This window comes from Bacillus salipaludis, assembly GCF_030938565.1.
Lineage (GTDB): Bacteria > Bacillota > Bacilli > Bacillales > Cytobacillaceae > Neobacillus > Neobacillus salipaludis_A.
The window spans coordinates 5,232,754-5,248,579 of sequence record NZ_JAVGVR010000001.1; the positions used below are offsets into that span (position 1 = coordinate 5,232,754).

The 15,826-nt window shown below is 39.9% G+C and carries 12 protein-coding genes, 1 other RNA gene and 1 other annotated feature; of the genes, 2 read left to right on the forward strand and 11 right to left on the reverse strand.

The window, feature by feature from the left end; translation table 11 throughout:
• Positions 1–10 precede the first annotated feature (10 nt).
• Positions 11–547, forward strand: a complete 537-nt coding sequence (locus RCG21_RS26095; RefSeq protein WP_165976248.1) for a Gmad2 immunoglobulin-like domain-containing protein — start codon at positions 11–13, stop codon at positions 545–547.
• Positions 548–643: 96 nt separating this feature from the next.
• Here the strand turns inward: RCG21_RS26095 and RCG21_RS26100 are convergent, their stop codons facing one another.
• The 5 genes from RCG21_RS26100 to RCG21_RS26120 form a co-directional block, all read right to left on the reverse strand.
• The gene (locus RCG21_RS26100; protein ID WP_133334454.1) at positions 644–1,411 is read right to left on the reverse strand and encodes a tRNA threonylcarbamoyladenosine dehydratase; all 768 of its coding nucleotides are present in this window, start codon (positions 1,409–1,411) and stop codon (positions 644–646) included.
• 157 nt (positions 1,412–1,568) lie between these two features.
• Positions 1,569–1,767, reverse strand: a non-coding RNA gene (gene ssrS, locus RCG21_RS26105) — 6S RNA.
• 66 nt (positions 1,768–1,833) lie between these two features.
• Positions 1,834–3,603, reverse strand: a complete 1,770-nt coding sequence (aspS, locus tag RCG21_RS26110; RefSeq protein WP_133334453.1) for an aspartate--tRNA ligase — start codon at positions 3,601–3,603, stop codon at positions 1,834–1,836.
• 12 nt (positions 3,604–3,615) lie between these two features.
• On the reverse strand, positions 3,616–4,887 hold the full coding sequence (hisS, locus tag RCG21_RS26115; RefSeq protein WP_133334452.1) for a histidine--tRNA ligase: 1,272 nt from the start codon (positions 4,885–4,887) through the stop codon (positions 3,616–3,618).
• 64 nt (positions 4,888–4,951) lie between these two features.
• Positions 4,952–5,191: a binding site (T-box leader), on the reverse strand.
• A 61-nt stretch (positions 5,192–5,252) separates the two neighbouring features.
• Positions 5,253–5,429, reverse strand: a complete 177-nt coding sequence (locus RCG21_RS26120; protein ID WP_165976247.1) for a hypothetical protein — start codon at positions 5,427–5,429, stop codon at positions 5,253–5,255.
• A gap of 190 nt (positions 5,430–5,619) precedes the next feature.
• Here RCG21_RS26120 and RCG21_RS26125 point away from each other — a divergent pair, with 190 nt between their 5' ends.
• Complete coding sequence (locus RCG21_RS26125; RefSeq protein ID WP_133334450.1) at positions 5,620–7,140, forward strand: N-acetylmuramoyl-L-alanine amidase family protein; 1,521 nt, start codon at positions 5,620–5,622, stop codon at positions 7,138–7,140.
• Between the two features lie 33 nt (positions 7,141–7,173).
• Here the strand turns inward: RCG21_RS26125 and dtd are convergent, their stop codons facing one another.
• The 6 genes from dtd to RCG21_RS26155 all read right to left on the reverse strand — a co-directional run bounded on the left by dtd (position 7,174) and on the right by RCG21_RS26155 (position 15,721).
• Positions 7,174–7,617, reverse strand: a complete 444-nt coding sequence (gene dtd, locus RCG21_RS26130) for a D-aminoacyl-tRNA deacylase (protein ID WP_133334449.1) — start codon at positions 7,615–7,617, stop codon at positions 7,174–7,176.
• A gap of 12 nt (positions 7,618–7,629) precedes the next feature.
• A complete protein-coding gene (locus RCG21_RS26135) occupies positions 7,630–9,825 on the reverse strand; it encodes a RelA/SpoT family protein (RefSeq protein WP_133334448.1) in 2,196 nt (731 codons plus the stop codon).
• A 212-nt stretch (positions 9,826–10,037) separates the two neighbouring features.
• Positions 10,038–10,550: an adenine phosphoribosyltransferase gene (locus RCG21_RS26140; protein WP_133334447.1), complete on the reverse strand. Its 513-nt coding sequence runs from the start codon at positions 10,548–10,550 to the stop codon at positions 10,038–10,040.
• On the reverse strand, positions 10,528–12,903 hold the full coding sequence (gene recJ, locus RCG21_RS26145) for a single-stranded-DNA-specific exonuclease RecJ (protein WP_133334446.1): 2,376 nt from the start codon (positions 12,901–12,903) through the stop codon (positions 10,528–10,530). Before recJ ends, RCG21_RS26140 begins: the two co-directional genes overlap by 23 nt.
• Before the next feature lie 112 nt (positions 12,904–13,015).
• Positions 13,016–15,277, reverse strand: coding sequence for a protein translocase subunit SecDF (gene secDF / locus RCG21_RS26150; RefSeq protein ID WP_133334445.1), 2,262 nt, complete (start codon positions 15,275–15,277; stop codon positions 13,016–13,018).
• 147 nt (positions 15,278–15,424) lie between these two features.
• Positions 15,425–15,721 (reverse strand): post-transcriptional regulator, encoded by a 297-nt coding sequence (locus tag RCG21_RS26155; protein ID WP_133334444.1) that lies wholly within the window; start codon positions 15,719–15,721, stop codon positions 15,425–15,427.
• Positions 15,722–15,826 lie beyond the last annotated feature (105 nt).

Consider the following 15,826-nt stretch of genomic DNA (forward strand, 5'->3'; position numbering starts at 1 on the left):
GGTGAACCTAATGAAACTAACAAACTTGTTAATGTTGTGTATCATCGTGATTTTAGGAGTTATTGCGTACAGTTTGGGTGTTAGGGTCCATGTGGATGTTAAACAGAAACCCAGTGTAACCGAACATGAGACCACCAAGCCTCCAAAAAGTGTTCCATCGAAGCCTTCAGGGGAAACAACAACACCCCCGGCCGATCCAAATAAGCCTTCTACCGGGACCAAGAAGCCTCCTAAGGAGGATGACCCAAAGGTATACCAAAACAATTCCTTTAAAAACGTAGTCTTATCTGAAAAAGACGGTAAAATCATGGTAAAAGGGCAGGCAAGAGTATTTGAAGGTGTCTTTCAATATGCGGTAACTTCCGGTAATAAAACCATTCTACAAGACCATTATCAAACCGAAGGAGCTCCAGCATGGGGAAATTTTGAGATTTCCTTTGACAAGTCACTTGCTGAAAAAACAGGAGAAGGGGCAGCATTCGAGCTATTTATTTATTCGGCGAAAGATGGCTCAAAAGTAGATGTTTTAACAATACCGTTAAAATAATTGATGAGGGTGTTTCAAAAAGAAGACACCACCGCTTTTTTATAAAATCTTATTAAAAATAAACAAAAGCCCTGAACAAAGTTCAGGGCCTTAAGCTTATTTCTCATCTGACACGCGTTGAATTTTGATATCTTTTAATAATTCTCTTACCACATAACTTGCCATGATTAAACCGCAGGCAGACGGAACAAAGGCATTGGAAGCTGGCGGCATCTTAGCCTTACGAATCTCCGCTTTGTCATTCCCGACAATCTGACGGACATCCTCACGAATCACGATCGGGCTCTCATCGGAAAAAACAACAGGAATCCCCTTGCGAATTCCTTCCTTACGGAGTTTAGTCCGGATCACTTTTGCAATCGGATCTGTATGTGTTTTAGAGATATCGGCAATTTGGAAACGGGTTGGATCCATTTTATTTGCTGCACCCATACTTGAAATGATTGGAATATTTCTCTTTAAACATTCCTTCGCTAAATGGATTTTATAAATAATCGTATCGGAGGCGTCTACAAAAAAATCGATATTGTGGTTAAAAATTTCTTCATAAGTTTCTTCCGTATAAAACATTTTTAGTGAAATCACTTCACAATCCGGATTAATATCCTTAATCCTCTCCTCCATGATTTCCACCTTTGGTCTGCCAATTGTTGATAATAAAGCAATAAGCTGACGGTTGACATTGGTGATGTCTACATCGTCTTTGTCAATCAAAATAAGACGGCCGACACCGGAACGAGCAAGCGCCTCGGCGGCAAAAGAACCGACTCCCCCGATTCCTAAAACAGCAACCGTGCTGTTTTTCATGATATCCATTCCTTCTTTACCAACCGCCAGCTCATTTCGAGAAAATTGATGCAGCATATATTTCACTCCAGTTATGTTAATTTCATTAGGTATCTTTTTCCCGAATAAAAATATATCATACCATCATTTAAAAACAAGTATTCAGATAAGATTTATTAAAAATATGGGAAAATAAAAACCTCCCATATAGGAGGTTTATCAAGGTCAATTTGAAAAGAGTCCCAATCGTGCCGTCGCTTTTGGCTTCCTTCATATTGATCCCGCACTTAGCAGGTGGGTGTCCTGTTCTCTGTTTTGCAAGTCCCCTAATCCGCTATGGGCCGAGGCATTTGCGCTGCCGAAAAACTCTGGACTCCCGAAGAAATAATGTTCGGTCAATATTTCAGGTAATACAACGAACACTTCAGGACTCTTTTGGATTGGTTTTATAATAGCATAAAATAAATCGGCATTCAAGGGTTCATGAAAGCGTTTTATTGTTATTTATTTACATTTAGTGTTAAATATAGCTCTTTTAATTGTGCCTTGGAAACTTCACCTGGTGCATCCGTTAACAAGTCGCTTGCACTTGCTGTTTTCGGAAAAGCAATCGTGTCACGAAGGTTAGAGCTGCCTGCTAAGAGCATGACTAAACGGTCTAAGCCAAGGGCAATCCCACCGTGCGGCGGTGTTCCATATTCAAAGGCATTCATCAGGAATCCGAATTGCTCGTTCGCTTCTTCAGGTGTAAAACCTAGCACCTTGAACATTTTTTCCTGAATGGACCGTTCAAAAATCCTTAAAGAACCTCCGCCAAGCTCATAGCCGTTAAGAACAATGTCATAGGCTTGTGCGCGAACCCTTCCTGGATCCGTATCTAAGTATTCAAGATCTTCCCTGAACGGCATTGTAAATGGATGATGGGCAGCAAAATAGCGGCCTTCCTCTTCGTCAAACTCAAGTAATGGCCAATCTGTAACCCATAGGAAATTAAACTTGCTTTGGTCAATTAACCCTAATTCTTTACCAAGTTTAATTCTTAGTGCACCTAATGCATCAGCGACAACACTCTTTTTATCAGCAACAAATAGAATTAAATCACCAACACTAGCTTCAAGCGTCGCTTTCATCGCATTTACTTCTTCTTCAGAGAAGAATTTTGTGATTGGACCATTTATCCCCTCAGCTTCAACCTTAAACCAAGCAAGACCTTTTGCTCCGTATACAGCAACAAATTCTGTTAAGGCATCAATATCTTTACGAGAATATTTATCCGCAGAAGCTTTTACATTAATAGCTTTTACTTGACCGCCATTTGCCACAGCAGCTGAAAAGACTTTGAAGCCTGAATCCTTCACAATTTCAGAAAGATCAACAAGCTCTAAACCAAAACGGGTATCCGGTTTATCTGAACCAAAGCGGCTCATTGCTTCATCATACGTCATCCGCGGGAATGGAGCAGGAATCTCAATACCTTTAACTTCTTTCATGACTTGAGTCATCATTTTTTCCATTAAGGCCATAATATCTTCTTGACTTAAAAAGCTTGTTTCAATATCGACCTGAGTAAACTCAGGCTGACGGTCTGCACGAAGGTCTTCGTCACGGAAACAGCGGGCGATTTGATAATATCGCTCAACACCGCCAACCATTAACAATTGCTTAAACAACTGCGGTGATTGTGGCAGCGCATAAAACTCACCAGGATGAACGCGGCTTGGTACTAGATAATCCCGGGCACCTTCAGGCGTGCTTTTTGTTAAAATCGGTGTTTCAATGTCTAAGAAACCTTCGGAATCTAAGAAGTCTCTAATTTGTTTTGTCACCTGATGGCGCATTTTTAAGGTTTCAAAAATAACCGGACGACGGAAATCTAAATAGCGATATTTCAAACGGACATCCTCTGAAACATCTGTTGTATCAGTAATCATAAATGGTGGTGTTTTCGCTTCATTGATAATGGTTACTTTTTCAGCCTGTACTTCAATTTTACCGGTTTTAATTTTTTCATTAATGGTCGATGCCTCTCTGGCAACCACTGTCCCTTGAATATCTAGAACATATTCACTACGGATTTTTTCAGCTATTTCAAGTGCTTCCTGTGATAAATCCGGATTAAATACGACCTGTACAATCCCAGACCGGTCACGAAGATCGATAAAAATGACTCCGCCCAAATCGCGTCTGGTTTGCACCCATCCTTTTAATGTTACTTTCTCTCCTACTGCTGTTTCCGGAACCTCTCCGCAAAAATACGATCTGCCAAACATTGTTTTTCCCCCTTATGGTTGCAACCTTTGAAAGTGTTGAATAAATGAATCTAAATCTATTTCTACCTGTTCACCTGTCGCCATATTTTTTACATTGATTTTATTATTTTTTAACTCATCGTCGCCAAGAATGGCAACAAAGCGGGCATTTAATCGGTCAGCTGCTTTAAATTGGGCTTTGATTTTTCGATCCAAATAGTCTCTTTCAGCCGAAAAACCAGCCATTCTTAATTGCTGTAAAAGTCCTACCGTATAATCCTTTGCCTCTTCGCCAAGTGCAGCCAAATAGCAGTCAATGCCTTGATTGATCTCGAGGTCAACGCCTTCAGCATTTAGGGCAGCAATGAATCGTTCGATACTAAGGGCAAAGCCAATTCCCGGTGTTTCAGGTCCGCCGATTTCCTCTGCCAAACCATTGTATCTTCCGCCGCCGCATAATGTGGTAATCGCGCCAAATCCCTCCGCATTACTCATGATTTCAAATGCAGTATGATTATAATAATCCAAGCCGCGGACCAGGTTCGCATCCACTTCAAACGGAATATCCAATTGTGTAAGATATTGCTGCAGCTTTTCAAAATAAGCTTTTGAATAATCATTTAAATAATCAAGAATAGACGGAGCTGTTTTCATCAGCTCGTGATCGCGGTCTTGTTTACAATCAAGAATCCGTAGTGGATTTTTTTCAAGACGGTTTTGGCAGTCATGGCAAAACTCACCAATCCGTGGCTGGAAGTGATTCACTAATGCATTCCGATGTGCAATCCGGCTTTCTTTATCTCCAAGGCTGTTAATGATAAGTTTCAGCTTCTTTAAACCCATTTCTTTATACAAGTTCATTGCTAGAGAAATGACTTCTGCATCAATTGCGGGATCGTTACTTCCTAGTGCTTCAATTCCAAACTGAACAAATTGGCGAAAACGTCCGGCCTGCGGGCGCTCATATCGAAACATCGGGCCCATATAATAAAGCTTTACTGGCTGATTCGCATAGCCAAACATTTTTTTCTCAACAAAAGACCTTACAACCGCAGCAGTTCCTTCCGGTCTCAGTGTAATGCTCCGTCCGCCTCGGTCTTCAAAGGTGTACATTTCTTTTTGAACAATATCGGTCGTATCACCCACACCTCTTGAAAAGAGATCAGTATGTTCAAAAATCGGTGTACGAATTTCATGGTATTGGTATTTCTCACAAAGTTCGCGCGCTTTTGCTTCAATCATTTGCCACTTTTCAATTTCACCGGGTAAAATATCCTGCGTTCCCCGTGGAATGCTAATCGACATTTCCATTTTCCTCCTAACAAATATGTAAAAAAATAAATAAAAAACTCCCATCCCTTGTATAAATACAAGGGACGAGAGTTATAGTCCCGTGGTGCCACCCTAGTTGAAAAGCCCAAATTTGGACTCTTCCGCTCGTACAGTTAACGCCTGTTAACGTTCTTCTCCTACTAGAGTATACCTTTTTCAGAGAGAAACCTACGGAGTGTTCCTTCATTAAGATTCATGCAGAAATGCTTTCAGCCTGGGGCATTTCCTCTCTTTTCATGCTTTATGCTTAACTACTGTGCTCCATCATTAGTTATCACTAAATATGACATTTTATTTATATAATAATACGGAGCATCAGGAAGATTGTCAAGTGAGTTTTAAGACCTTCCAAGATGTTTTTTTAACCTTCTGACATCTCTCATATTCAATCCAAATTCAGAAGCAAGTTCAATGGTACCCGCATGCTGCTCTTTTTGAATAAAATCATGAAAATCAACTCCAAAAATCCGGCCTTCCATCGATTGGACGTTCATTCCTTTTTCACTTGCTCTCATAAACCAATCACCTCGAATCCTCATCTATATTCTCTATTGTTACCAATCATAGAGAAAAATTGCAGGATTAAAGAAAGAATTATCAACATCTGATAGAGGAATATTGGACTTTTTTTACAAGAAAGGAATGATTTCCATTCCCCTTTACGATAAAATAATAGAAAAGTGCAAAATTAAGAGAGGAAACAAGATGGGCAAAAAATTCATTATTCTCGTATTTTGTTTTACTTTGATAGCGGGATTTTTGCCGCAAGGAAATAGTATGGCTGCAAGTGGAACAATTACCATTTCCTCCGCGGTTGTTAACATCAGAGAAGGTCCCGGATTAAGCTATCCATTGGTGAAACAAGCAAATAAAGGGGAAAAGTATTCAATCATTAGGGAAAAAGGCGATTGGATCGAGGTAAAACTATCTGCTGGCCAAACTGGCTGGGTGGCGGATTGGGTAGTTTCTAAAGCGAACAATGATACTAGCGTTACATCCAACAAAACAAGTGTCGGTGTTGTTACAGTACCGTCCTTAAACGTCCGCACTTCCCCATCGTCAGCCAGTGCAGCGGTAGGAAAACTATCAAAGGGTATGACAGTCAACGTCTACGGCACCCAAAATAATTGGACTCAAATCCAATTTAACGGACAGGCTGCCTGGGTCAGCAGTCAATTTCTTGATTTTCAAACGAATACTCAAAAGGGCAATGACACGACTTCAAGCACGTCAGGGACGATTGGAACTGTAACAGCAGGCAGCCTTAGTATTCGCAGCGAGGCATCCTTAAATGCAACGATAATTGGTTCAGTACATAAAGGTCAAAGCTTTTCCATTTTAGGGGAGAAGAATGATTGGATAAAGATTGAATTTGAGCCGAATCGGTATGGTTGGGTAGCTGGTTGGTATATGGATGTAACGACACCGAATGTCAGTTCCGAGCCAGTCGCAAAAGCTAACAAGGTTACGATAGTCAATAATGGAACCAATATTCGCAAAGGACCGAATGTCCAATCGGATGTGTTATTAAGAGCAAATGCAGGAGATACATTTGCCGTAAAAAGAGAGGAAAACGATTGGTATGCGATTAAGCTCGCTAATGGTTCGATCGGCTATGTAGCAGGCTGGTTAGTTTCCACTAACGGTACTTCTCCATCAATTCAGAAAAAAGGAGCAGGTTCGGATTTACGAAATAAAACAATTGTCCTTGACCCCGGCCACGGTGGATTAGACACTGGGACAACCGGTGCGAGCGGAACACTTGAAAAGAATCTGACCATACGAACGGCAAGGCTTTTGTATGATAAATTAACAGCCAGCGGTGCGAACGTAATCCTTACGCGAAATAGCGATACCTATATTTCTCTCCCTGAAAGAGTCAGTATTGCACGTACCTATCAAGCCGATGCCTTTGTCAGCATACATTATGATGCAAATGGTAATAGTAGTGTCCGGGGCATGACTGGTTATTACTATCATACCTATCAAAAATCGCTTGCTGAATATTTATATTCGTCAACTATTAATCAAACAAAGCTGAATTATCGAGGAGTTCGTTTTGGCGATTATCATGTCATCCGGGAGAATAGTCAAAATGCGGCTTTAATGGAACTTGGATACTTAAGCAACCCTGAAGAAGAAATGACCTTAAATTCAAACCAATACCAAGAAAATGCCGCTACAGGCCTATATAATGGGCTGACCCGCTATTTTAAGGATAACTAAAAACCTTGGCACTAATATAGTGCCAAGGTTTTTCTATGCCTTGCTGTCTACAATTAAAGTGACAGGGCCGTCGTTTGTCAGCTCTACTTCCATCATCGCTCCAAAACGGCCTGTCTCAACGTGGATTCCTTTATCGCGTAACAAACTGTTAAAGGTTTCATATAGACCAATCGCTTGTTCCGGGCGGGCCGCATTAATAAAGCTTGGCCTTCTTCCATTCCGACAATCCCCATATAAAGTGAACTGTGAGACAGATAGGATTTCCCCGCCAACATCTAATAAGGATAAATTCATTTTTTCAGCCGCATCCTCAAAAATGCGCAAGTTGGCAACTTTGTCGGCTAAATAAGCAGCATCTTCTTCGTTGTCATCATGCGTAACTCCGACAAGTAATACAAGTCCACTGCTAATTTGACCTGTAATCTCACCGTTAACCGTCACTTTTGCTTTTTTACTGCGTTGTACAACAACTCGCATACATATACCCCTTTAATTCATCATTCTGCGAACAGAATAAATATCAGGAATTTGTTTAATTCGCTCAACGACCTTATGCAGATGATTCACATTGTGAATTGCAATTGACATATTAATCATTGCCATTTTATTGCGGTCAGACCTGCCTGAAACAGCTGAGATATTCGTTTTTGTTTCGTTTACTGCCTGCAATACCTCGTTTAGGAGGCCACGGCGGTCATAGCCGCTGATTTCAATATCAACATTATATTCCTTCCGGTCGTTCAAGGAGGATTCCCATTCGACAGGAATCAATCTTGATTGAGCATCGGTTGAGTCTATGTTCGTACAATCAGAGCGATGAACGGAAACCCCGCGTCCTTTTGTGATAAATCCGACAATTTCATCGCCAGGAACAGGATTACAGCATCTTGATAGGCGAATTAAAAGATTATCAATTCCTTGAACTCGGACACCCGACTCGCGCTTTTTAGAGGAAGGAAAGGATTTCAAATCGGTAATAGCATTTGCGATGCTAGCCGATTGCTCTTGGTCGCGTTTCTTCCGCCACTTTTCTGTTAAACGATTGGCCACTTGAAGAGCTGTAACCCCGTTATAGCCAACAGCCGCATACATATCGTCTTCATTCATAAAATTGAACTTTTCAGCAACCTTTTTTAGGTTCTCAGGAGTTAAAATCTCCTTCGTATCAAATTCCATTGCCCGAATTTCTTTTTCTACAAGCTCTTTTCCTTTGTCCACATTCTCATCTCGGCGCTGTTTCTTAAAGAATGCACGAATTTTATTTTTCGCCTGTGAGGTTTGGGCAAGCTTTAACCAATCCTGACTGGGTCCATAGGAATGTTTGGAAGTTAAAATTTCGACAATATCGCCCGTCTTTAGTGTATAGTCGAGGGTTACCATTTTGCCGTTCACTTTTGCACCAATCGTTTTATTACCGATTTCGGAGTGGATTCGATAAGCAAAATCAATCGGAACGGAACCGGATGGCAGCTCAATCACATCACCTTTTGGCGTAAAGACGAACACCATGTCAGAGAACAAATCAATTTTTAACGACTCCATAAATTCTTCCGCGTTAGCAGTGTCATTTTGGAACTCAAGAATTTCTCTGAACCAAGTTAATTTTTGTTCAAAGGAGGCACTGTCATTTAACGACTTGCCTTCTTTATATGCCCAGTGGGCCGCAATCCCGAATTCAGCAATTCGATGCATTTCCGTTGTTCGAATTTGCACTTCGAGCGGATCCCCTTTTGGGCCGATTACCGTTGTATGAAGGGACTGATACATATTGGGTTTCGGCATGGCAATATAGTCCTTGAAACGGCCAGGCATTGGCTTCCAGCAAGTATGAATGATTCCTAGTACGGCATAACAGTCCTTAATGCTGTTTACAACAATCCGAACCGCCAGCAAATCATAAATTTCACTGAACTGTTTATTTTGCAGCACCATCTTTCGATAAATGCTGTAAATATGCTTTGGCCGCCCAGAAAGATCTGCCTTAATGGATACCTCATTCAAACGCCCTTTGACTTCATCAATGACATCATCTAAATATTGCTCACGTTCCGCACGCTTCTTTTTCATTAAGTTAACGATACGGTAATATTGCTGCGGATTTAAATATCGTAAGGCGGTATCCTCAAGCTCCCATTTGATCTTGGAGATCCCAAGTCGATGAGCAAGAGGTGCAAAAATTTCTAATGTTTCATTTGAAATCCGGCGCTGCTTTTCAGCAGGAAGATGTTTTAACGTCCTCATATTATGCAAACGGTCTGCAAGCTTGATTAAAATAACCCGGATATCCTGAGCCATGGCCACAAACATTTTCCGATGATTTTCAGCCTGCTGCTCTTCGTGCGATTTATATTTAATTTTCCCCAACTTTGTTACACCATCGACAAGCATGGCCACTTCATCATTGAATTCCTGCTCCATATCTTTTAACGTTACAGGAGTATCTTCAACAACATCGTGGAGAAAACCAGCAGCGACCGTTGCAGGGTCCATCTCGAGGTCAGCTAGAATGCCAGCTACCTGTATGGGATGAATAATATATGGTTCGCCAGATTTTCGATATTGGTCACGATGAGCATGTTTCGCATATTCATATGCCCTTTTGACTAAGTCAACATTCTCATCATTTAAATATGCCCTTGTTTTGTCGATGACTTGTTCGGCGGTTAACACTTGATCGTTCGCCATAAAATCACCTTTTTTTTCTTCTCATTTATTATAAAAATATCATTCGTAAACTTGCTCCTAAATTAGAATGATTGTTACTATTATCGAAAAAAAACACGAAGATGTAAAGAGATTGACGTAATTTTTCCGTAAATGTCGAAACATTTTGGTAAATGTAGCCCTAAATTCCTATAAGAAGAGAGCACTCAATTGCTGAGTGCCCTCGTTCCTATTTAATACTGAAGTAATGTTAATACATCGTATCCATCAAGCTTTTTACGGCCATCCAAATAAGATAATTCGACTAAAAAGGCAATCCCGGCTACAACACCGCCAAGCTGCTCCACTAGTTGAATGGTAGCATCAATCGTTCCGCCTGTTGCTAGTAAATCATCCGTAATCAGGACGCGCTGTCCAGGTTTAATGGCGTCTTGATGGATGGTTAGGACATCTTTTCCATATTCCAAACCATAGCTAACCTTAATGGTTTCCCTAGGGAGCTTTCCTTCCTTACGAACGGGTGCAAAGCCTATTCCTAATGAATATGCCACAGGACAGCCAATAATAAACCCGCGTGCTTCCGGTCCAACAATCAAGTCTATTTCTCTATCTTTGGCATAAGCTACAATTTGGTCCGTAGCATATTTATACGCTTCTCCATTATTCATTAAAGGAGTAATATCCTTAAATTTAATTCCTGGTTTTGGGTAATCTTCGACGATACTAATAAATTGTTTTAAATCCATTCGTCTTTTCCTCCTCAGTTTCAACCGACTCATGAATGACCTGGTCGAACCAGTCCTTCAATTGCTGAAAAGATGAAAATAATAAATCCTTCTCAAGTAAAAGTTGTGCCTGTTTAGTTTGATAGGTAATTGAGTCAGTTAAATCACGCTTTTGCGCTTGTTTATTCAATGTAATAAATCCATTGGTTATTGTAACAAATTCCAAATCGGAAAATACCTTTGCCATGAAGGTGACTGTTTCCTGTGACCATCCACGGTGTTTCGCAATTTCATCACCATGTCGTCTCAAATCAATCGGCCCTTTCTTTAACAAAAAGGCATAAAACCATTTAAAATGATCCCGCGTTGGAATAGTGCTTAAAAAATCACTTGATTGTTTATAAAGATATGCATAAATCCTTGCAGGCTGTTTTCCTCTAAATAAATTAAAGAGGATTTCTTTTGAAGTTGGGAAATCAACTAAAACCGTATTCGTTTCAGTAAGATCCAAATCCTTTGCCGCTTCGGAATGATCAATAATCACAACATCGTCAATTAGTTCAGAATCTATTTTCTCATAAAGTTCCTTTTTAAACAAAATAAACTTTCTATTTTCCTTCGGTACGGAACCGGCAAGATGGCTTAAGCGTTTTCCGCCGCGATGGTCAAATAATTGCCATGAACGGACGGCAATATCTTGGACGAAAATTTGTGGTTTTCGGATATTGTTCCACTCATTGATGGATAATTCTCCGATTAATGAAATTTTAGAAGAAGGAGAAATATGGTCCACCAAAGTTCCTAATCCGAATCCAACTCCATCAAGATTCGCACCATTTTCGCTCACGAGAACCTTTAGATGATTCTGATCACTGCCAATTTTTCTCATTGTCGAAATGGCAACTTCATTAATTAACACCTTTGGCTTTGGATTGTCCATCCCAAACGGTGATAATAAATTCAATTCATCTAAAGCCGAAAGGTTAATGTCCTCTAGCCTAACTTCATGATCCAGATACGTAACTGGAATAAAGTCGGCATCAGAAAGTTGCTCCTTAGCCAGAGAATTAAGCCTTGAACGAAGCTCAGCAACATCATCAATCGTAAGTGTCATCCCAGCTGCCATTGGATGGCCGCCGAAATGAGGCAGTATTTCACGACAGGTTGAAAGATTTTTAAATAAATCATAACCCGAAATACTCCGTGCAGAGCCCTTAGCAAGACCCTTTTCCTTGTCAAAACTCAAAACAATCGTCGGTCGATAATACTTCTCAACTAATCTGGATGCGACAATCCCGATTACACCTGCATTCCAGCCTTCCTTACCAATGACAAGAACATGATTTGAGTCAATCGGATAATTCTTTTCTACCTCTTCAATGGCTTCAGCTGTAATCGTATTAACAATGGACTGCCTTGATTTATTTAAAGAATCCATTTCCTCGGCCAAACTTTTAGCCTCTTCAGGATCCTGTGAAAGAAGAAGCTCTACAGCTAAATCGGCATTTTCTAAGCGCCCAACTGCGTTGATTCTCGGCGCAAGAGTAAATCCAATGGTTTCTTCGTTAATCGACTTATTGTCAACTCCCGCTAATTTAAAAATCGCTTTTAAACCAATATTATTTGTCATTTTAAGGTTTTCTAAACCTTTTTTGGCAATAAGACGATTTTCGTCCTTCAAGGATACTAAGTCTGCAATCGTTCCAATGACTGCTATTTCAAATAAATGTTCAGGGAGCCGGCCATAAAGTGCATGGGACAGTTTGAAGGCAACTCCAACACCAGCAAGCTCACGGAAAGGATAAACGCTATCCGGCAGCTTTGGGTGGATTATGGCAAGCGCCTCAGGCAGAATTGGACCCGGTTCATGGTGATCAGTAATAATGAGATCAAGTCCCAGCTCTTTTGCTATGTTTGCTTCATGTATTGCAGAAATTCCCGTATCAACCGTTATGATTAATTTTATTCCAATATCAGCTGCATGTCGGAAGGCATTTTCATTCGGGCCATAGCCTTCAGTAAAACGATTTGGAATGTAAAATTGAACATTGGCCCCTAAATCACGAAGGGTGATCATTAAAACTGTCGTACTGCTTACACCATCCGCATCATAATCCCCAAAAATTAAGATCGGTTCTTGTTTTTCTATAGCCTCATTTATTCTTTTTACAGCAAGGTCCATACCTTTTAAAAGATAAGGGTCATGAAACTGTTCCTTGCCAAATAAAAAAAACCGTGCAGAATCGACGGTATCTAATCCGCGGTTAACAAGCAGCGATGCTACAAGAGGTGTAATTTTCAATTCAGCTGCGATTTCTTTTGTTTTCGCTTGGTCGGACTCTCGAACAATCCATCTTGTTTTTGACTTTAACATGCGTAAAGGTCACCTCTCAGACTTTAATATTATACAGGAGTGGAATAAACGTTTCAATCAGAAATGCGTGTATAAGAAAAACCGCAGATTTTCTGCGGTTTTTTCACGATTATTACACTTGAGGTTGATCAGTGTACTTTTTCTTTACTTTTTCTGTTTTAATAACACCCTTTTTCTTTAACTCTCTACATTTCATTACATACCATAATGAACTAGCAATAAAGAGCGAAGAGTATACCCCAACAATGAGACCAACGAACAATGCGATGGAGAAATTTCGGATCGATGCACTACCAAAAACCATTAAAGCGGCTGTGGTAATTAATACAGTTAAAACAGTGTTAATGGAACGTGTTAATGTTTGACGAATACTTACGTTCACTACTTCAGCGATCTCCTGAACGGTTTTGAGACGTTTTTTCTTATGAAGGTTTTCACGAATCCGGTCGAAGGTTACAATTGTATCGTGATTTGAATAACCAACAATCGTCAAGACTGCAGCGATAAAGGTTAAATCGACTTCAAGTCTAGTGATACTAAAGAAGGCAACCATAAAGAACGCATCGTGAAGCAAGGAAATCACAGCCGCAATCGCCATATACATTTCAAATCTGATTGTAACATATAGAATAATTCCAATGGATGCAATCAAAACAGATAAAAAGGCATTTTTCGCCAACTCTTTACCAACTGTTGGAGAAACGGTGCTGACATTTGGCTCCGAGCCAAATTCTTTTTTAAACTCATTTTTTAAATGGGCAATTTCATTTTTAGATAAAACACCTATCATTCTTGCGCCGGCCATTTGTTTTTTATCACCAGAAATGGTAACATCATCTGTTTTTAAATGAAGTTTAGTAAAGGCATTTTCAACTTGTGCAGTTGTCAAAGGAGTATTTGATCGAATCTCAACACGGGTACCGCTTGTAAAGTCAATACTTAAGTTCAATCTGAAAACAGAAAGAACGATTATACCTACAACAAATAGCACTCCTGATAAAATGAAGAATGTCTTTCTCATTTTTACGAAATCTAATTTATCATATCTAGTTGGGAGATCTACTGTATCATAGTTTTCAGCAATATCCTTAACTTTAGACGGACGCACACCAAACCAGCTTATTTTCTTATTCAGTACACTGCTATGGATCCAAAGACCTAATAATAGACGAGATCCATAAACTTGAGTTAAGAAGCTCATAAAAATACTCACAAGTAACATTGTAGCAAACCCTTTGACTGAGCTTGTCCCATAGAAAAATAAAACAGCTGCTGTCAACATCGTTGTCAAGTTGGCATCAAGAATGGTCCTAAATGCATGATTTTCACCAGCCTTAAATGCTGATTTAATGGATTTACCAACTTTAAGCTCATCCTTTATCCGTTCAAAGGTAATGATATTCGCATCGACGGCCATCCCAACCCCGAGGATAATAGCCGCAATTCCCGGCAGGGTTAAGACCCCATTCATCCAATCGAAAATCAAGAGGACCAGATAAATATAAATGCTTAAAGAAAGAATCGCAATAAAACCTGGAAAACGATAATATACAAGCATGAATAGATAGACCAGCGCAACCCCGATAATCCCCGCTAAAATGGTATCATGTAATGCCTGCTCACCAAATTTGGCTCCTACTGAAGTGGAATAAACTTCTTTTAGTTTTACAGGCAGGGCGCCGGCGTTTAAAAGTTTTGCAAGAGTTTGTGCTTCTTCGACTTTAAAATCACCGACAATGGAAACGGTATCTTGATTAAATACCTGACTAACTCGTGGAGCAGATAAGTATTTAGGATCTTTTTTCGTTACTTCCGTTTTAAAGGAATCTTTCCCTTTATTAAAATCCAACCAAATAACAAGAACATTATTTGGTGCCATATCGAGAACTTGTTTTGTTACTTTAGCAAACTTTGAAGCGCTTTTTAATGTCAGGGATACACTTGGCTTACCATTTTCATCAAAGGTTTGTTTGGCACCACCTTGCTTCAGGTCAGACCCATCCATCATTAAGCGGTCATTGGCATCACGAAACGTTAAGTTCGCCTGTGTGGATAATATCTCACGCGCCTTATTCTGGTCGGTTACACCGGCAAGCTGAACTCGAATCCGATTATTTCCCTCGGTTTGAATACTCGGCTCACTAACACCAAGGACGTTAATCCGTCGATCAAGCGCTTCGGCTGTATCAGCCAAAACCTTTTTGTCAATCTTTTGTCCTTTCAATGGCTGAACTTCATATAAAACTTCAAAGCCGCCCTGAAGGTCCAATCCAAGCTTAATTTTGTGTAAAATATCTTTCGTGGTGACTCCCATTGTGCTTCCCAGCAGTACAATAATAAGCAGGAAAGCGAGGATTCTACTGCGTTTTACCATTATGTATTTCTTCCTCCTTAGGCATAAGACAAAGCACTTTAACGTACAAGCCTAGTACAATAATGAAAAATCCATTGCCTTCATTATGAGATAATATGGAAAGGCTGTCAATTTACAAAAATATGAAGACATTGTAAAGATGGAAGTCTATTTGAACAGTTTCTTCCACTCATTTTCATTCTCTAGAGAGAACTCGGGTGATTTATAGGCTTCAATCGTTGCAAAACTCATGTAATCACTTACTTTAACCTTAAGAATATCCTGGATAATTTCATGTAAATAGATTTCATCCTTTACCTTTTTCCATTTTTTCTTTTGCAAGTATCCCCATAAGCTGCTTTCCGTAACCGAATCATAACCAAGAATCTTAAATTCCGAAAGTTTGCTTGCTAATGCCGGCTTTACCTGTGTACGAAAATGATCGTATGCGTGGCTATTCTCCATCCCAACTGCCTCCTCCATAAAGGTCACCCATTCCATTAGTTTTTCTAAAAAACAATTCTGCTTGTCATGCTTTGTCCACCTTGGTGCATATAGTTAATTGTATAT